This window comes from Streptococcus downei MFe28, from assembly GCF_900459175.1.
GTDB lineage: Bacteria > Bacillota > Bacilli > Lactobacillales > Streptococcaceae > Streptococcus > Streptococcus downei.
This window is the reverse complement of record NZ_UHFA01000002.1, coordinates 1,296,254-1,316,001: the sequence shown is the minus strand read 5'-3', so window position 1 is coordinate 1,316,001 and position 19,748 is coordinate 1,296,254. Positions and strand designations below refer to the sequence as shown.

Genomic DNA, 19,748 nt, shown 5'->3' with positions numbered 1-19,748 from the left:
CAAATCCTCTTCCTTTAACGGCTCTTTGTCCTTATTTTAATTTTTCAAAACGCAGGTGGACAGCAATTTGATCACCATAACCATTACGTTCCAAATCTCTTTGCAGGCGATAGGAAATATAGTGCTCAGCAATGTTGATGTAACCAGCATCCATGAGACGATTTTCAACCTGAGATTGAACCATAGAAATGGTTGGTCGGTCGGCATGGGCCTCTTCCAGGTCAATAACAACCTTCTTTGTCACTTCTGCCAATTCTTGACGAAGCTTGTCATCCAGAACATAGACAGACTGTGCTGCCTTGAGGATAGCCTGATAAATTTTATCTGGATCAAATTCAACAACCTGACCACTACGTTTGGTAATTTGCATGTAATCGCCTCTTTTCTATTAGGATAGCTAGGCCCACCTAGGACTTTTGAAAAACTGAACATCTAACAGCTTGACTTTTTCCTTCTGATAGCTGGGCCTAAATCCTTTGCTTTATCTTTTCTTCTTTCATTATGCTGGCCACAAAGGGATTTGTCAAGCCAAGTGCCTGCTAGACTCTAATAATCTGGTCGGACAACACCTGTTACGGTCTGACGGGTAGCTTCAATATCTTCCTCTAGGACGACTTTGATAATACGTTTTTCTTCTTCAGGCGTGCAGGCTACCAATGGCAGTCGCAAAGGTCCAACTTCAAAGCCCAGATGGTTGAGAACAGCCTTGACAGGCGCTGGACTAGGAACTGAGAAGAGGGCATTGACCTTAGGAATAAACTTACGCTGGATACTGGCAGCCTTTTTAATATCATTGTCCGCAATAGCCTGTAACATCTGGTGCATTTCTTGGCCATTGGAATGACTGGCCACAGAAATAACACCGTCAGCCCCAATATTCATGGCATGGAAGGCCTCACCGTCTTCACCAGTATAAACTAAGAAATCATCTGGTTTATGCTCAATCAGATAGGCCATATTATCCAGACTGGTGCATTCCTTAACCCCGATGATATTAGGGTGCTCTGCCAAGCGGAGCATGGTATCTGGTGCCATCTCTACTACAACCCGTCCTGGGATGTTATAGATAATAATTGGCAAGTCACTAGCATCGGCGATAGCTTTGAAATGCTGATACATGCCTTCTTGAGATGGTTTATTGTAATAAGGAACAATGGCTAAGCCAGCTACGAAGCCACCAAAGGCGACCACTTCTTTGGCAAAATCAACAGAATCTCGAGTGTCATTGGTACCCACACCAGCAATCAAGGGAACACGCCCCTTAACAATCTCTTGAACAGCCTTAAATAGCTCCAATTCCTCATCATGGGTCAAGGTTGGACTTTCGGCCGTTGTACCAGCCAGAAGCAAACCTTGGGTGTGGTTGCTTAAGAGATGTTCCACCAAATCAGGCAGAGCATCAAAATTGATAGAACCATCTGGCTTAAAGGGTGTAATCATAGCCGTAATCAATTTGGCCTGACGCAGTTGTTGGATAGAATCTTGTGCAGTCATATTAACCTCCTAAAATCATTGTAGCAAGAACTGACATCATCACGCCATCCCAAGTGCCTAATACCAGTCCTGTGCAAGACTAGATAAACTCCTCAATGAGGGTCATCACTAGCCTCCCAATCTTCTCGACAAAAAGAAGGTTGGGACAAAAAGTCCTAGCCTCGTTACTTTTTCAACATTGGACACATTGACGCAGTGGTTGATTGGAAGTCCTTATCCCTTGCTAGGCAAGTGATAGCGGCCATCCTAATCAACTGTGCGGAGGCGGGACGACAAAATCGATTTCTGGGAAATCGCAATTTTTGTCCCGCTCTCTCCTCGTCGTAATCACTTATTTCAATTCAAATTTTAATTCTTTTGTAGATCGAACAAGCCCTTTTTCATGGAGGGTTTCTGCGATTTGAACAGAGTTCCAAGCAGCACCCTTGAGGAGGTTGTCAGAAACCACCCACATATGAAGACCCTTAGGCGCATCCAAGTCCTTACGAATTCGACCGACAAAGGTTTCCCGTTTACCGACAGCATTGACAGCTTGGGGATAAACTTGATGGACAACATCATCTTCTAGGACAGCACCTGGGAAATTGGCAATAGCTACCTTGACCTCATCAACTGGAGCCACTTCTTTGGTTTCAATGTAAACAGACTCTGAGTGGGCTAAGAGGACAGGAATCCGAACGCAGGTCGCTGAAACAGCGATGCTATCATCTTCCATAATTTTCTTGGTCTCATTGGTCATCTTCATTTCTTCATAGGTGTAGTCGTTATCGGTGAAGACATCAATTTGCGCTAGGGCGTTAAAGGCAATTGGGAAGTGCTTCTTATCACCACCTGCTGGCAAAATATCTGCCTGAACATCTTTAGGGTCCTTACCATCATTAAGGACTTCCTTAAGTTCACGCTGGGTTTCATTAATGGCAGATTGACCAGCACCAGAAACCGCCTGATAGGTCGAAACGATAATCCGTTCTAGGCCCCATTTTTGCCGAATAGGCTCCAGAGCCACCATCATCTGAATGGTTGAACAGTTAGGGCAAGAGACAATCCCATTATGGGCTTCCAAAGCATGAGCATTTACTTCGGGAACAACCAAAGGAACGTCAGGATTTTGCCGGAAGTAAGAGGTATTGTCCACCACAACTGCTCCTGCCTTAACGGCATAAGGCGCAAACTTGGCGGACACAGACCCCCCTGCAGAAAAGAGGGCAATGTCAACACCAGTAAAAGAATCCTCAGTTGTCAATTCAACGGTTACATCTTGACCCTTGTATTGGAGGACCTTGCCAGCTGAGCGACTGGATGACAAGAGGCGAACCTTGTCAATTGGCAGATTGGACTGCTCCAATTGTTGAATCATGCGAGTTCCGACGGCACCAGTGGCACCAACAACAGCGACTGTGTATCCCATAGCTTAGACCTTCCTTACAAAACTGTTCGTCAAAATTTTCTAAAAATTTATAATAGCTTCATTATACACTTTTTATAGAGGAATGAAAAGGTGAAATGAAAAGTTTTAACATTTAAGAATACCCTAGCAGCTTGATGATCCCTTTCTCGAGAATTCGGATTTCCAATCAAAATCCTATTTTTATTTTACACATTACGGAATGGCATACATAAGAAATGAATCATCATTTTTCCTTTATCTATTACGAGTTTAATATCTTCATCTTGAAATATGTAAGATTTCAAATAGTTGTATATTTTCTTGTTTCTGAGGTTTGTCAGCATAGAAAGTGAAAATGTTCTTTTTCCACTTATCGGGATTGTAACTAATGACTTTTCCTAACTCCTCTTCTTGGATTTTTTCATGAAGGGGAAAAGACTCTAAACTTTCTGTGGACGCTATGTCAATAACTTCTAAAGTTACAAATTTGCTGGCTTCAAAATTTTCTTTTAAAACGACTGAGGCGGTTACACCAATTTCGATAGGTCGCCAACCAAAGTCTCTTAGGATATTGTCGAAATAGCCATTAAAGATAAAATCAGTCATCCCCTTATCATCTTGCCAGACATAGAGGGGACAGTAACTATTGTGCTGCTCACCTTGTGCCTTTTCGCCGATTAAAAAAGCTTTAAAGAGCAGGCCGGGAAAGCCATCCATTAGATGGCCGGTTTGACCCACCCTTTGCCTGATAATCACCATATCATAATCAGATGGCAGAGTGATGTGATATTGCATCGCTTGCATCAGTTGTCCTCCTAAAAATTTGATATCCCCATAGTAACCTCTGGAAAGAATTTTGCATAGTACCAATTTATGATATACTTATCAAAAAAAGTGATAAGAGGTGGCGCATGAATCTTAATGACTTAAGTATATTTATCAATATTTATGAGACTGGTTCTTTAAATCAAAGCGCTAAAGCCTTGGGATATGCGCAATCCAATATCAGTGCCAGACTACAAGCTATCGAGAGGGAAATGGGCGTACAACTTTTTTCAAGAAAGTATACCGGTGTCGTGCCAACAGTAAATGGTCGAGAATTTTATCGATTTGCTACAGCAACACTCACGAATTTGAAGGCTCTTCAAGCCAATATGCATCCAACCAAAAAATCTGTGCTGATTTCAGAGCTTCTACTGGACTGGGATATTCACTATAAAAAAAGAGTGGACATAGGCAATGATGATATTGATATTTGCAAGAGTTCCGATATTTTTACTAGACTGCGAGAAAAAGAATTTGATAAAATTTTCTGCTATCAAGCCCTAACTAATTTAACAAATTATAGAGTTCAATCAAATAAAATTGTAGCCTCCTATCTATCCTTGGAAGAACCAGGATCTCAAGAGGAATTACCCCTGATTGTCAGTAAGGATAAGTCCTGTCCATTTAGGAAAAAATCTTTGATTGACTATCCAAGCTCAAAACAAATTATCGAACTGGACTCTTTTAAAAATATTATGAACTTAGTCGAGCAAGGGAGTGGTTTCGCTCTACTTCCTGAATGGATGGGGCAGACAAAGAATTTTAAGCGTTTCAATGACCAGATAATTGGAATCCCTTTTTATTTTTACGAAAAACTTTAAATCAAGAGATGAATAACAGTATGTCTGACCGTCCTCATCAATATCTATAAATCGTTGTCAAACAATAAAACTAGAGCTTGGGACAAAACCCATTTGCCCCCATAAAAACAGAGGATCGCTTGTTGGTGACCCTCTATTTTTTAGGTTCGGTTGCTTCTCCTGTTATATTTGATGAGATTATTGGCCATAAGGGCCAATCCCATGTCAATCTTGACCTGCCGTTTCCCCCGCAGATTACACCTTTTGTAACCCAAACAAGCCTTTATCTGCCCAAAGACAGGCTCCACATCAACCTTGCGTTGTGCGAAAACTTGACTGCCCTCAGGAGATAAAAGCGCTTGAGCTTCTTTTTGCTTTAAGTATTGGTACCGTTCATTGATGTAAAGCCCCTTTTGAGGAGCTAATTCAGGCTCCTCAGCCTGGTAGACCTTAATCTCTTGTTCAAAACCTGTTTGCGTTTTCTGGTGTTTGAGATGATGAAACACCTATTTCCAACCCTTTGGATGGGTGTAGCTATCCTCTTTTTCATTATAGTGCCAATTGGCTAGATTCTTGTCAGACTTTCTGTAGGTCCTCTTTTGTTCCTTATCAAACCTGCCATACTTAATCAAGTGATTAATTTCCTCTTGGTCAAGAGTTAGTAGGTTCTCTTCACTACCATAACCAGCACCTGCGACAATAGTCTTGGCGTCATGGGGATAGGAGTCTAAAAATGGTAAGAGGGTCTTGGTGTCTGTCGGATTTAGGAAGCTATCATAGTGGAGAACAAATTGATTCTCAGTAGCGATTTGGAGATTGTAGCCAGCCTTCAGTTGACCATTTCTCATGTGGTCGTCTTTCATCCGCATAAAAGTGGCGTCTGTATCTGTCTTTGAAAAACTATTGCGACCAGTGAAAGTGGCTTGATAGGTCTCATACTTTTGTGCACGGGCTGAAAAATCATCCCTTACCTTTCGAAGGACTTTCTTGAGTTTCCGACGCTTTGTTTGACGCTCATCCTTTCCTTTGACAGGATTTTCTTCGATGGCTTGGTTAACTGATTTCAATTCTTCCTCAAGGATTTGAGAAAACTCTGTCAATTGTTCAGAAGTTACAGGCTCTTGGTCATCTAAGAAAGACAATGGCCTCTTGAATCAAAGGATTAATTTCCTCTTGAAAATAGGTTTTTAGAGTCGCTTGAAGTTTGGCAGAAAATTTATCAACAGCCTTCCGCCAAACAAAACTGTACTTGTTAGCGTTAGCCTCAATCTTAGTCCCGTCAATAAACAAACACTCTAAGGACACTAATTCCTCCATTTTCAACTGAAGGTTGAGGTCAATAAAGAGATTACGAATCAGCTCCTCCATCCCAGGAGCCACACGAAAACGATTGATTGTCCGATAAGAAATCACCAGCTGACCTGTTAAGTATTGCATGGCAAGATTTTCCACCATCATTTTTTCTATCTTTCGTCCGGAAAAGATCCCTTGAGAATAAGCAAATAAAAGGGCTGCTAGGAGTAATTGGGGAGGGTAAGAAGGCCGCCCAACCTCATGATAAAAGTTTAGAAGGGCATTATCATCTAGTTTATTGACCACCTTTTCAATCGTAAAAACGAGATGGTTGTGGGGTAAGAATGCGCTTAATTCTAGTGGCAGAGTCGTTTGATTTGTGTTATAGTGACTGTACATGAGGTAGCCTTTCTATTATTTTTTTGTCAACGATATTTTATCAAGACTACCTATGTCAAGCAAAAAGCAACGGCATCAAAACCGTTGCTTTTTCGTTGGCTTAGGGATAGTTTTGTCCCAACCTCTTTTTTACGAAGAAAATTTTCTTGAAGCTATGTTAAAAAGCCTAGGTTTCCACCTAGGCTCAAGGGCACTTATAAAGTGTGATAGAAAGGTTCACACAGACTATCAAGGTCCGCTCCTGCGTTAATGACCTCCCAGCGAAAATGGTCTTAAAGACCAAATCGACTCATCGCATGCAATCATTCTAACATATAATCAGATTTAAAGCAAAGGAGCGACGGCCTTTACTACTGCTCCAATTGCTTTTTCTGAGAAAGGCAATTTCTTGAGGGTTTCTGGAGTAACCTGACGGCATTCTTCAAGGGTCGCCTGGAAATCCCGCTCAATCTTAGGAATTTCCGAAGAATGATAGAGATAAGTGGCACATTCAAAATGGTGATAAAGACTGCGATAATCCAAATTGATAGTACCGACAACGGCCCGACTATCATCAGCCACAAAGACCTTGGCATGAACAAAGCCAGGACTGTATTCGTAAATCTTGACACCAGATGCCAAGAGAGGTCTGTAATAGGTCTTGGCCAAGAAGTAAGGAACTTGCTTATCAGGAATTCCTGGCATAATGATTCTCACATCCACGCCCCGCTCAGCCGCAAACCTGAGAGCGTGCTCCATTTCACTATCCAAAATCAAATAAGGGGTCATGATATGGACATAATCACGGGCGTGATTAAGAATATCAATGTAGACGTTCTCTCCGACCTTTTCATTATCCAAGGGAGAATCCCCGTAAGGAATAACAAAGCCGTCAGTTGTCAATTTGTTTTCATGGTGACTCAGGTAGGCTTGAACTTCCTTGTGCTCATCCTTAATAGTCCCCCACATTTGCATGAAGAGAATCAAGAAGGTATCGACCGCCCGGCCACGCACCATGATGGCCGTATCCTTCCAATGACCAAAGCGTTCAATCTCGTTGATGTATTCATCCGCCAGATTAACACCACCAGTAAAGGCCACCTCACCATCAATGACCACAATCTTACGGTGGTCCCGATAGTTATAATAGGTTGATAGGAAGGGGGACAGAGGTGCGAAAGCCTTGGACTTAATCCCCAATCTTTCCAGCCGTTTGCTGTAATCAAAACTCAAGGTTGTCATCTCAATCATACCATCATACATGACCCGAACCTCAAGCCCTTCTGCTACCTTTTCTTCCAAGATAGAGAGAATTTCTCCCCACATCATGCCTTCATCAATGATGAAGTATTCCATAAAAATATAGTGTTTGGCCTGACGCAATTGCTTTTTAAGCTCGGCAAACTTGGCTTCGCCAGATGGAAAATAGGTAACCTGACTATTCTTATAGACCGGAAAATGATTATCGCCAAAGCTGAGGTACTTGGCCAAATTAAAGGCTGTGCTGTGGGAAGTCTTCAATTCTGCTAAGACCGAATCATTTTGATGGAGTAAAGGTGACGTTTTTTCGACATTGCCCATAATTTGCCGCTTCATGCCATTGTAGCCCCAGTCAATCTTGGTGTAGAGCAAGAAAAGTCCACCCAGGATAGGCATGGGCAAGACTACCAACATCCAAGTCAACTTGGCCGTACTATCCATGTCACTGTTAATCAAATAGAGGACCGAAGCACTGGCGATAATTAAGCCAGCCACTTGAATATGAATTTGGTATTGTTGGAACCAAATGTAACCGGCTGCAATTACATAAATTTGCAAAATTAAAAGCAAAACAATAACAGTCGTCCGGCTAAAAATCCCTCTCAGTAAGCTTCGACGCCCTCTTTTAAGGAGTCTAGTTGTTTTTCCTTCTTCGTCTATGATAATCTCCCCTCTCAGGTTAAATATATGCTCCTAATTATAACATAGAATCGAGACAAAAAAAGACGGAGAAAAATATTTTTTCCCTCAATAAAAAAATGGCTCAAAACTAAAAATAGAGACTCACCCAAAAGTGAACCTCTATTTTTTGAGCTGAAACTAGCTTTGTTTCAAACTCATCTTTTTTAAAAATTAAAAACATCATTAAGATTCTCAGCCATGGTCGGATGTGTAAAAATTTGCTGTTGAAAGTAAGTATAAGGAATACCATTATCCATAGCCAAAGTAATGAGATTAATCAGTTCATGCGCCTCTTGACCAAAGAGAGTTGCCCCTAAAATCTGCTGACTGTCTACATCAATAACCACCTTAAAAATACCGCGTAAGTCTCCATTGACATGTCCTCTTGGCATACCAGCAACCGGTAGGCTATTGGCCTTGTAATTGAGACCCTGTTTCTTGGCAGTTGCTTCATCAATTCCTACACGCGCCAGCGGCGGATTGATAAATGTCGTGTTTGGAACATGGTGGCGATTAGCTGCAGAATAAGATCGATCGCCATTAAGGTAATTCCAGACAATACGGAAGTCATCTAATGAGACATAGGTAAATTGAAGACCGCCATTAACATCACCAACGGCAAAGATATTTTCAACGCTGGTTTGACAAAAATCATCTACCTTTATAGCACCGCGGTCAGTAAGTGCAATGTCAGTATTTTCAAGACCAAGACTATCTGTATTTGCTCGCCGTCCAGTCGCATGAAGTACTGCATCAAACGAATAATCGCCATTCTGTGTGGTGATAATAACAGAGTCATCCTTATTAGATATTCGAGAGATATTAGAGTTAAGCTCAAAAGCCACCCCTGCTTCTTCCATGTATTCTTTGGCAAGTAAGGAGATTTCCTCTTCTTCACGTACAAAAATCCGAGACATAGGATCAAAGACAGTCACCTCTGAACCGAGTTTTGCGTAGAGACTAGCAAATTCTAAACCAATATTACCACCGCCAATAATGCCCAGACGTTTTGGCTGTTGCTCCAAATTTTGAATCTCTGTGCTATCGTAGACATGCTTGCTGTCTTTCAATCCAAGGATTGGCAATCTATTTGAAACTGCACCAGTATTGATGATAATAACTTGGGCTGATAACTGTTTGCTCTCACCGTTCGAAGTAATTTCAACTACTTTATTGGAAACAAATCTGGCAGTAGCATTGTATACATCAGCCGTTGGAGCCTTGTCTAGCATAGCAAAGTTTTTAGCACGCAGGCGCTCCGTTACTTTTTTACGCTCGGCCATTGCTTCTGAAAAGTTATGACCAGTTTCGGCTGAATGTATCAAGACTTTTGTAGGAATACAGCCAACATTTATACAAGTTCCACCGTACATATTAGCATCTTTCTCAATCATGGCCACCTTTTTACCCTGCGCTGCAGATTTTGCTGCGAAAGTTTTTCCAGCCTTGCCAAAACCGATAACAATAATATCATATAGTTCCATAAGAATCCCCTTTTTATTGATGTTCCAATTGTATCAAAGGATCAATAGTTGCGTCAATTAATTGCTATGAAGCCACTTCTCTGGCCAATGGATAATGATAACTAGCACTCCTCTACCTGTATCAATAGCTTTTTAGGTGTTGCCCATTCATCAATCTTGTCGGGAATTTCATTTTCCCATTTCGGTATTATACTCGATGAAAATCAAAAACAGGATGGAGCAAAGACCGCAACCACTAAAGTGGCAGTGCTCTAACGAGGCTGGGACAAAAGTCCTCACTTCATTACTTTTTCAACATCAACCACTTTGACCCAGTGGTCGATTTGTAATGAGTGACTTGATACTTCAGTGTTTAGTCACTCACATGCCAGTGAAACGGCGGTAAGGTCCTTATCTCCCTTGTTAAACCAGTGATAGCGGTCATCCTAATCAACTATGCGGGGGTGAGAAAGAAATAGTCTGGGAATAGACTATTTCTTATCGAATCTAAAAAATAAGAGAGTGAGTAAAATCGATTTGACGAAATCACGATTGTCTCACTCCCTAGCTCCCTTACTACCTTCACAATGTTAGTGAAATCGACCAACTTTATTCAGTATCGCCGAGCCGAAAGAGCATAAACAGTGCTTGGATAACTAGGCTAAAGTCAGCAAAGTGTGCTCATTGGATATTAGACTTCTTTCCTGCATAGCTGCGTGGGATAAACCAGAACAGAAGATACTCAGGCATAATTTCATAGCATTATAAAAAGCCAATCAAAGTTGGCTTTTTAAGTGATGATGTAGTATAACGCATTTTTGAAGATTAGAACAATCCAAGAGCCGTACCGTCTTCAGCAACATCCATCTTGAGAGCAGCTGGTTGCTTGGGCAGGCCAGGCATGGTCATGACATTGCCAGTCAGGGCAACGATGAAGCCAGCCCCTGTCTTAGGAACTAATTCACGGATGGTAATGGTGAAATCTTCTGGAGCCCCCAGCAAGTTTTGGTTGTCTGAAAAAGAATACTGGGTCTTGGCCATGCAGACCGGTAGCTTATCCCAGCCATTGGCCTGGAACTGCTTGATTTGCGTCTTGGCTTTGGCTGCAAACTCGACACCCTTACCACCGTAAATTCCTGTGACAATGGTCCTAATCTTATCTTCCAAACTTGCTTCATTATCATAGAGACGAGTATAATGGCTATCTTGACCTTCAACCAAGTTGACCAAGCTTTTAGCTAGGTCTTGACCACCGTCGGCTCCATGGGCCCAGACACTTGCTAGTTCAACTGGCACATCAATGTCAGCACAGAGTTCCTTGAGGGCTTGAATTTCTGCTGGTGTATCTGAGACAAACTCATTGATAGCCACGATAGCGGGAAGACCAAATTTCCGAACGTTTTCCACATGGCGTTTGAGGTTGGCAAAGCCGTCCTTGACTGCCTGAACATTTTCTTCAGTCAGGTCTGACTTGGCAACCCCACCGTGCATCTTGAGGGCCCGCAAGGTTGCTACAATAACTACTGCATCCGGTGCCTTGGGCAGACTTGGGGTCTTGATGTCAAGGAATTTCTCTGCTCCCAGATCCGCTCCGAATCCAGCCTCGGTAACCGCATACTCAGCCAAACCAAGGGCCGTTGTCGTCGCTAGGACAGAATTACAGCCGTGGGCAATATTAGCGAAAGGACCACCATGAACCAGGGCCGGCGTACCGTAGATAGTCTGAACCAAATTTGGCTTAATGGCATCCTTGAGAATTAGAGTCAGGGCACCTTCAACCTTGAGGTCACGCACATAAACGGGACTTCTATCATAGTGATAGCCAATAACAATTGAAGCCAGACGTTCCTTAAGGTCCTTGAGATCTGTTGCCAGACAGAGAATCGCCATAATTTCTGAAGCAACGGTGATGTCAAAGCCATCTTCGCGAGGAATCCCATTGACAGGGCTACCCAGACCAATGGTCACATGCCGCAAAGCCCGGTCATTGAGATCAAGGACCCGCTTCCAGATAATCCGACGTTGATCAATGCCTAGCTCATTACCTTGATGGAGATGATTATCAATCAGGGCTGATAGGGCATTATTAGCGGTGGTGATGGCGTGCATGTCTCCCGTAAAATGGAGGTTGATATCTTCCATAGGTAGAACTTGGGCATAGCCACCCCCTGCTGCTCCCCCCTTAATACCCATGACAGGCCCAAGTGAAGGTTCCCGCAGGGCAATCATAGTCTTCTTACCCAATTGATTGAGGGCATCTGCCAAACCGATAGTGACGGTTGACTTGCCTTCGCCAGCTGGTGTCGGATTGATAGCCGTGACTAAGATTAACTTACCAGGCTCATTGGCCTTACTGGATTTGATTTTATCAAGGGAAATCTTAGCCTTGTAGTTGCCATAGAGTTCCAAATCCTCGGCTTGGATACCTACTTTTTGAGCAATTTGGCTGATGGGTTGGAGCTCAACTTCCTGTGCAATTTCAATATCAGTCTTCATGGAATACCTCATTTAAAATAGAATAATCCCATTATAACAAAGATTATAGAAATGCGCACGTTTCCTTTTGTTTATTTTATATCGTTCGGATTTGAGACCTGCCGTCTACTGACTAAATCATCATTCCTTCCTAGCAAATCATTTACTAAGAAAGGACTTTTTAGTATAATTTTCCTATGAAAATCCTAATTACATCGGGCGGAACGTCCGAAAAAATTGACCAGGTTCGCTCAATTACCAACCACGCTTCAGGAAACTTAGGTAAGATTATGGCTGAGCTATTCTTGAAAAATGGCCACCAGGTTACCTTGGTGACCACCAAATCAGCTGTCAAACCGGATGCTCAAGCTGGCCTAAATATTAAGCTGGTCAGCGACGTTGCCAGCCTGCAGGAGACTTTAGAACCCTTGGTCAAGAGCCATCAAGTCCTCATCCATTCGATGGCGGTTTCTGACTACAGGCCAGTCTATATGACTGACCTAGCTGAACTTCAGACGACCAAGGACTTTTCCCAACTTCTCAATAAGAAAAATTCTGAGACAAAGATTTCCTCAGCCGCTGATAATCAGGTTCTCTTTCTCAAGAAAAACCCAAAAATTATCAGTTTAGTTAAAGAGTGGAATCCCGATATTCGTCTCATTGGCTTTAAACTCTTAGTCGATGTTCCCAAGGAAGAACTTTGGGAGGTTGCTAGAAGTAGCCTCAAGAGAAACCAAGCCGAGTTAATTGTCGCCAATGATTTGCTTGATATAAATGAAGACCAACATCTGGGCTACCTAGTTGACGAGAATACTCAGGAACCTGCCCGAACCAAGCAAGAAATTGCCCAAAAAATATATGAAAGGATTAGCAAGCATGACTAAAACCATTTTGCTGGCCGTCACCGGTTCCATCTCTGCTTACAAGGCCGCGGACTTAAGCAACCAGTTAAAAAAGTTAGGCTATAATATCCAGGTTATCATGTCCCAGGCGGCTAGTGAATTTATCACCCCCTTAACCTTGCAAGTTCTCTCAAAAAATCCTGTTTATCTGGATCTTATGACCGAGGACCAACCAGGACGTATCAATCATATTGATTTGGCTAAGGAGGCTGACCTCTTTATTGTCGCACCTGCTTCTGCCAATACGATTGCCAAGTTAGCCCACGGTATGGCGGACAACCTTGTAACTGCAACAGCTCTGGCCCTGCCAAGCGACACGCCTAAATTACTGGCACTAGCCATGAATACTAAGATGTATGACAATCCCCTAACCCAGCGAAATTTAATGACCTTAAAAGAAGTTGGTTATAAAGAAATTGAACCTCGCTCCGGTAAATTGGCCTGTGGAGATGTCGGTCGAGGCGCTTTAGCAGATTTACCTACCATCATCAAAACTATTGAGGAGACCCTAAATGAATCGCAGAAATAAGTCCCGTCAGGTCGCACAGATTGCCCTACTTTTAGCGACCATGGTCGTTGTTGAATTTGTCAGTCAGATGATTTTTTCAGCCGTTGTGCTCCCTATAAAACCAACTCTGACCATGATTCCTGTTATTGTGGCTTCCATCATCTATGGCCCTAAAATTGGAGCTGGTCTAGGAGCTTTTATGGGCCTCATGAGCGTAATCAGAAATTCCCTTGTCCTCCTACCAACCAGTTACCTCTTCTCGCCATTTGCTCCTAATGGTTCTTGGCGTTCCCTCATCATTGCCCTGATTCCAAGAATCCTGATTGGAGTTTTCCCTTATTTCATCTACAAACTCATGCATAATAAAGCAGGTCTGGCCCTCTCTGGAGTCGTCGGCTCACTAACCAATACAATTTTTGTATTCTTAGGTATCTATCTTCTTTTTTCTGGAGTCTATACCGGAAATGTCCAGCACCTTCTAGCTCTGGTCTTCACCAATAATGCTATCGCTGAAATGATTATTTCTGGTATTGTCATTCTAGCTCTGATTCCTGTTTTGGAAAGGATCAAAAGCTAGGTCTGATAAAAAGATTTTATAAGCTAAAAGAGCCTCTACATCAAGGATTAGGGGCTCTTTTTTGACCCTAGGCTTCGCTGTCTAACCTTGAAGCCGCCTTAATGATATGGTATAATGAAAGCGGTTAAAATATAGAGGAGGCAACTATGACTTATACAGAAAACTATCAACAATGGCTCAATTATAAGGATCTTCCTGACTATCTCCATGACGAGCTCGTTCAAATGGATGAGGCATCCAAGGAAGATGCTTTTTATACTAATCTTGAATTCGGAACCGCCGGTATGCGGGGGGTTATCGGAGCTGGTACCAATCGGATTAATATCTATGTAGTTCGTCAGGCCACCGAAGGTTTGGCAAAACTTTTTGAAACCAAGGATCAAGCAACCAAAGATCGTGGCGTAGCCATTGCCTATGACTCCCGCCACTTCTCTTCTGAATTCGCCTTTGAATCAGCTCAAGTCCTAGCTCAACACGGCATTAAGTCTTATGTTTTTGAAAGTCTGCGGCCTACACCAGAACTTTCCTTTGCCGTTCGTCATCTGGGGGCCTTTGCTGGTATCATGGTGACTGCCAGCCACAATCCTAAACAATTTAATGGTTACAAGGTTTATGGGGAAGATGGGGGACAAATGCCACCCCATGATGCCGATGCCCTGACCGACTTCATTCGTGCCATTGACAATCCTTTTGCCATCCAATTGGCTGACCTAGATCAAGCCAAGGCATCTGGACTGATTACTGTTGTCGGCGAAGATGTCGATAAGGAATACCTCAAGGAAGTTAAGGGTGTCAATATCAACCAAAAATTGATTGATGACTATGGTAAGGACATGAAGATTGTCTACACGCCACTTCACGGTACTGGGGAAATGCTTGCCCGCCGCGCCTTGGCTCAAGCTGGCTTTGACTCTGTCCAAGTTGTTGAAGCCCAAGCCGTTGCAGATCCTGACTTTTCAACCGTTAAGTCACCAAACCCAGAAAACCAATCAGCCTTTGCCCTCTCAGAAAAATTGGGACGGCAAGTGGATGCTGATGTTTTGGTAGCAACTGACCCCGATGCTGACCGTCTCGGTGTAGAAATCCGCCAACCCGATGGCTCTTATCTCAACCTCTCAGGTAACCAAATCGGCGCTCTTATTGCCAAGTATATCTTGGAAGCCCACAAGACAGCAGGCACTCTGCCTAGTAATGCAGCCCTATGTAAATCCATCGTTTCTACAGAGTTAGTGACCAAGATTGCTCAAAGTTACGGGGCAACCATGTTTAACGTCCTGACTGGTTTCAAATTCATCGCAGAAAAGATTCAAGAATTTGAAGACACAGACAACCACACCTATCTCTTTGGTTTTGAAGAAAGCTTTGGCTACCTGATTAAACCATTCGTTCGGGACAAGGATGCTGTTCAAGCCGTTCTGATTGTTGCCGAAATCGCTGCCTATTACCGCTCCCGAGGTATGACGCTGGCTGATGGTATCGCTGAAATCTACAAAGAATACGGCTACTATGCTGAAAAGACCATTTCTGTTACCCTATCAGGGGTTGATGGAGCTTCTGAAATTAAGAAGATTATGGACAAGTTCCGCAACAATGGTCCTAAAGACTTCAACAATACGCCTATTGTTAAGACTGAAGATTTCTTAGAATTGACAGCTACTAGCCAAGATGGTAGGGTTGAAAAATTGACCACTCCACCAAGTAACGTCCTTAAGTATCACCTGAGCGATGATTCTTGGATTGCCGTTCGCCCATCTGGAACCGAGCCAAAAATCAAGTTCTATATCGCTACAGTTGGTGATTCTGAAAGTCAAGCAAAGGATAAGATTACAGCTATCGAAGCCCAAATCAAGGACTTCATCAAATAGACTTCTACTCTAGACTAGACCTTGATTAGAAATCATGGAGCTGGGCAAAAACTCAAAATCTCACTAATTTTCTCAGATTTTAAAAATAAGAAATCGCATGAAATCAGCGTTTTTAAACGAAAGATTTCATGCGATTTTGTTAATTCAGGACTTTTTGCCCAGCCCCTTGTTCTGCGACTGTAATACTCAATAAAAATCAAAGATAGCCAAGGCAAGGAGCAAAGCTATCAGCCACTTTAGCGGCTTGATAGCTAACGGCAATCACTATAGCGATTGCCTAGCTCCCTTACTAACCTCACAAAGTTGGTGAAATCGACCAACTTTGCTCCGCATCGCACGAACTGAAGGTAGCTCAAAAGGTATGGTAGACCTTTTGAGGTTGGAAATAGGGAAAGCTTCGCTTTCCTCAGTAAGTACGGCAAAGTGAGTTAACGATGGATAGTTTTGATTTTTGAAGAGTATAAGTCGCTATTACCAGCCAGGACCAAAGGCCCACCGAAAAAAATCAGCTCCCAAAAATGAGGAGCTGATTTTTTCAATGAATTTGCAAGAAGAAACTGAGGCAACTATTACATAAGGAAAATTTATAAGGATAATTGATTGTAGGACCGATTAAAGGCCTCAATCATCTTTTGCGAAGCCTTGTCGTAAGAAACCTCTTCCTTATAGTTGGCAGAAACAATAATCCGATTAGTCGCTTCTGCATCATCACAGGTCACTAGGGTTAGATTTTTTGCCCCAGGAGTATCATTAATAACGGCGACATCAGATGGCTCTACTGTCTTAACTTCGGAAATGATATAGGTGTAGACCTTATTCTTGTCGGTCAGATAGATTTCCATCCCATTCTTAGCATTCTCTAGAGGGGAGAAGAGCATCTTGGAAGCACCGTTGACACCAAAGACATGGTGACTAGCCAAGGCATAATTGTTCTCGCCACCCATGACCTGGCTCTCCTTCATAGTGCCCGCCCCATAGGAAAGCTCCGTATTACCTAGGCCTTTAAAAATCGGCAGGTTAAGCTCCAAGTCTGGAATGGCAATACCTCCGATAACGGGTAGGTCTTGCGCATCCATCTGGGAACTGATAACGGATTGGGCTGATATGGACTTGACCGAGTCAAAATCGTAATTGACCTTGGCCTTTTTATTTTTCGTCAAGGTCTTTTTATCAACCTTAGAAACCTGATATTTATTCGTATTCCAAGCAATAACTGAATTACGGATTGAGCGGTTAAAAACCAGAGCCAAGCCGACTACCATCAAGAATAGGACAAGAATGGTCCGCAACCAGTGGTGCTTCTTTTTTGAAGACTCCTTTTCCTTTCGCCCTTTAGAATTTCGAGAGCTAGTTCTCTTCATTTACCCCTTGTCCCTTCTCTTCTTCATTTGCTTCAGCTTCCTCATCTGCTTCAGGCTCAGGCTCAATTAGCGCGAAGGTCACAATCTTGGCATTTTCATCCAAGCGCATAACCTTAACCCCCATGGTTGAACGTCCTGTTTGCGAAATGTTAGAAACACCAGTCCTGATAATGACGCCGGTGTCGGTCATAATCATAATATCCTCATGGCCATCAACTGTCACCAATCCAGCCAAAGAGCCATTTTTATCAGTGATATTGGCAGTCTTGATACCTTTACCACCACGCCCCTTGGTTGGGTACTCGCTGGCTAGGGTCCGTTTACCATAGCCCTTTTCGGTGATGACAAGAACTTCCTGGTCATCTCTAATGACAGACGCGCCAACAACCTGGTCAGCGTCACGCAAGGTAATCCCCTTGACCCCTGTCGCACCACGGCCCATATTACGAACCACTTCTTCCTTGAAGCGCACGGAGTATCCGAAATGGGTACCGATGATAATTTCATCTTGGCCAGTCGTTAAGAGCACATTAATGAGCTCGTCGCCGTCCTTGAGGTTGAGGGCCCGCAATCCATTTTGACGAATATTGGTGAATTCTGAAATGCTGGTCCTTTTAACCAGACCCTGTCTAGTCGTAAAGAAGAGAGATTTTTCATCAATCTCATTTTGGTTGAGACTGATGATGGTTTGAATGGTTTCCCCATCTGTTAACTTAAGGAGATTGACAACTGGCAGTCCCTTGGCCGTCCGGCCATACTCAGGAATCTCATAACCTTTGAGACGGTAAACCCGACCTTGATTGGTAAAGAAGAGGACCACATCGTGGGTGCTGGTCGAAACCAAATCCCTGACAAAGTCATCATCGTTGACCCCAGTACCTTGGACACCACGACCACCCCGCTTTTGAGAACGAAATTCATCTTGAGCCAAACGCTTGATGTAACCTTTATTGGAAAGGGTAATTAAGACATTTTCTTCTTCGATTAAATCCTCATCCTCCAGGGAGAGAACTTCCCCGACCATGAGCTCAGTCCGACGAGGGTCAGCATATTTACGCTTAATCTCATCCATCTCATCCTTGATGATGGTCACAACCCGTTCTGGCTTAGCTAGAATATCGGCTAAGTCAGCAATCAGGGCAAGTAGATCATTGTATTCATTTTGAATCTTGTCGCGTTCCAAACCAGTCAGACGGCGCAGACGCATATCCAAAATGGCCTGACTTTGGCGTTCTGACAGGTCGAAACGAGACATGAGTTGAGCCTGAGCCTCAGCATCGGTCTGACTACCACGAATAATGGCAATGACTTCGTCCAAGTGATCCAAGGCAATCAGCAAGCCCTCTAAAATATGAGCTCGTGCTTCTGCCTTTTCCTTGTCAAAACGCGTCCGACGAACGATAACTTCTTTTTGGTGCTCGATATAATTATCAATGATTTGTCGCAAGGACAAAATCTTGGGCACACCTTTTTCAATGGCCAACATATTGAAGCTAAAGTTGGTCTGCAGGCTAGTCAGTTTAAAAAGATTGTTGAGAATGACATTGGCTGAGGCATCTCGACGGACTTCAATGATGAAGCGCACACCTTCTCGACTGGACTCATCTCGAACTGCAGTAATACCTTCTACCCGCTTCTCTTGAGCTAGGCGAACAATATGCTCATGAACCTTAGTCTTATTAACCCCATATGGGAATTCCGTCACAACAATGCGTTCACGACCAGACTTGGTTGTTTCAATCTCGGTTCTGGAACGTAGAACGATGGAGCCCTTCCCCGTTTCATAAGCACGGTGAATACCTGATTTCCCCATGACTAGAGCACCAGTTGGAAAATCTGGCCCAGGCATAACTTCCATGATTTCCTTGGTGGTTGCCTCTGGCTTATCCATCACCAGTTTGACAGCATCAATGGCCTCACCTAGATTATGAGGGGGGATGTTGGTCGCCATCCCAACAGCAATCCCAGTCGCCCCATTAACCAAAAGATTGGGGAAACGAGATGGGAGTACCAAAGGTTCCTTCTCGCTACCATCGTAGTTATCTTGGAAGTCAACCGTATTTTTATTGATGTCCCGTAGCATGTCCAAGGCAATCTTGGACATGCGGGCTTCGGTATAACGTTGTGCCGCTGCCCCATCACCGTCCATGGAACCAAAATTTCCGTGACCATCAACTAGCATATGACGGTAGGACCACCATTGAGCCATCCGAACCATGGCTTCGTAGATTGAGGAGTCACCATGGGGGTGATACTTACCCATGACATCCCCTGTAATCCGCGCCGACTTCTTGTGAGGCTTGTCTGGCGTTACCCCCAATTCATTCATACCATAGAGAATACGACGGTGAACTGGTTTGAGACCGTCTCTGACGTCTGGTAGGGCCCGAGCGACAATGACACTCATGGCATAGTCAATGAAGCTGGTCTTCATTTCACTAGTCAGATTCACATTTACGAGATTTCTGTCTTGCATTAA

14 protein-coding genes and 1 pseudogene are annotated in these 19,748 nt (G+C 43.3%); 5 read left to right on the top strand and 10 right to left on the bottom strand.

The features are described 5' to 3' along the window. Positions 1-31: 31 nt before the first annotated feature. The 4 genes from DYE66_RS06220 to DYE66_RS06205 form a co-directional block, all read right to left on the bottom strand. On the bottom strand, positions 32-370 hold the full coding sequence (locus tag DYE66_RS06220) for an ATP cone domain-containing protein (protein WP_002998329.1): 339 nt from the start codon (positions 368-370) through the stop codon (positions 32-34). Positions 371-546: 176 nt separating this feature from the next. After that, positions 547-1,494 (bottom strand): 4-hydroxy-tetrahydrodipicolinate synthase, encoded by a 948-nt coding sequence (dapA, locus tag DYE66_RS06215; protein WP_002997915.1) that lies wholly within the window; start codon positions 1,492-1,494, stop codon positions 547-549. A gap of 331 nt (positions 1,495-1,825) precedes the next feature. Then, a complete protein-coding gene (locus DYE66_RS06210; protein WP_002998100.1) occupies positions 1,826-2,902 on the bottom strand; it encodes an aspartate-semialdehyde dehydrogenase in 1,077 nt (358 codons plus the stop codon). Positions 2,903-3,160: 258 nt separating this feature from the next. Beyond that, positions 3,161-3,685, bottom strand: coding sequence for a DUF4865 family protein (locus DYE66_RS06205; RefSeq protein WP_002997856.1), 525 nt, complete (start codon positions 3,683-3,685; stop codon positions 3,161-3,163). Between the two features lie 107 nt (positions 3,686-3,792). Between DYE66_RS06205 and DYE66_RS06200 the strand changes: the two genes are divergently transcribed. Then, positions 3,793-4,527 (top strand): LysR family transcriptional regulator, encoded by a 735-nt coding sequence (locus DYE66_RS06200; protein WP_002998495.1) that lies wholly within the window; start codon positions 3,793-3,795, stop codon positions 4,525-4,527. Positions 4,528-4,667: 140 nt separating this feature from the next. On the opposite strand, the pseudogene DYE66_RS06195 reads toward DYE66_RS06200, so the two are convergent. The 4 genes and pseudogenes from DYE66_RS06195 to DYE66_RS06180 all read right to left on the bottom strand — a co-directional run bounded on the left by DYE66_RS06195 (position 4,668) and on the right by DYE66_RS06180 (position 12,077). After that, positions 4,668-6,198: pseudogene (locus tag DYE66_RS06195) on the bottom strand (IS1182 family transposase). 324 nt (positions 6,199-6,522) lie between these two features. Then, positions 6,523-8,043 (bottom strand): cardiolipin synthase, encoded by a 1,521-nt coding sequence (gene cls, locus DYE66_RS06190; RefSeq protein WP_044123761.1) that lies wholly within the window; start codon positions 8,041-8,043, stop codon positions 6,523-6,525. Between the two features lie 239 nt (positions 8,044-8,282). Next, on the bottom strand, positions 8,283-9,602 hold the full coding sequence (locus DYE66_RS06185) for an FAD-containing oxidoreductase (protein WP_002997967.1): 1,320 nt from the start codon (positions 9,600-9,602) through the stop codon (positions 8,283-8,285). A gap of 804 nt (positions 9,603-10,406) precedes the next feature. Further along, complete coding sequence (locus DYE66_RS06180) at positions 10,407-12,077, bottom strand: formate--tetrahydrofolate ligase (protein ID WP_002997715.1); 1,671 nt, start codon at positions 12,075-12,077, stop codon at positions 10,407-10,409. Between the two features lie 176 nt (positions 12,078-12,253). Between DYE66_RS06180 and DYE66_RS06175 the strand changes: the two genes are divergently transcribed. The 4 genes from DYE66_RS06175 (at position 12,254) to DYE66_RS06160 (ending at position 15,908) form a co-directional block, all read left to right on the top strand. Then, entirely contained in the window at positions 12,254-12,940 is a 687-nt protein-coding gene (locus DYE66_RS06175; protein WP_002998529.1) for a phosphopantothenate--cysteine ligase, read from the top strand. Further along, the gene (gene coaC / locus DYE66_RS06170) at positions 12,933-13,487 is read left to right on the top strand and encodes a phosphopantothenoylcysteine decarboxylase (RefSeq protein ID WP_002997825.1); all 555 of its coding nucleotides are present in this window, start codon (positions 12,933-12,935) and stop codon (positions 13,485-13,487) included. Before DYE66_RS06175 ends, coaC begins: the two co-directional genes overlap by 8 nt. Then, positions 13,471-14,043, top strand: a complete 573-nt coding sequence (locus DYE66_RS06165; RefSeq protein WP_002997879.1) for an ECF transporter S component — start codon at positions 13,471-13,473, stop codon at positions 14,041-14,043. Before coaC ends, DYE66_RS06165 begins: the two co-directional genes overlap by 17 nt. A 146-nt stretch (positions 14,044-14,189) precedes the next feature. Beyond that, positions 14,190-15,908 (top strand): phospho-sugar mutase, encoded by a 1,719-nt coding sequence (locus DYE66_RS06160; protein WP_115325040.1) that lies wholly within the window; start codon positions 14,190-14,192, stop codon positions 15,906-15,908. Positions 15,909-16,492: 584 nt separating this feature from the next. Here DYE66_RS06160 and DYE66_RS06155 read toward each other — a convergent pair. Next, positions 16,493-17,269, bottom strand: coding sequence for a class A sortase (locus tag DYE66_RS06155; protein WP_002997922.1), 777 nt, complete (start codon positions 17,267-17,269; stop codon positions 16,493-16,495). Further along, on the bottom strand, positions 17,256-19,745 hold the full coding sequence (gyrA, locus tag DYE66_RS06150) for a DNA gyrase subunit A (protein ID WP_002998211.1): 2,490 nt from the start codon (positions 19,743-19,745) through the stop codon (positions 17,256-17,258). Before gyrA ends, DYE66_RS06155 begins: the two co-directional genes overlap by 14 nt. Between the last annotated feature and the right edge of the window lie 3 nt (positions 19,746-19,748).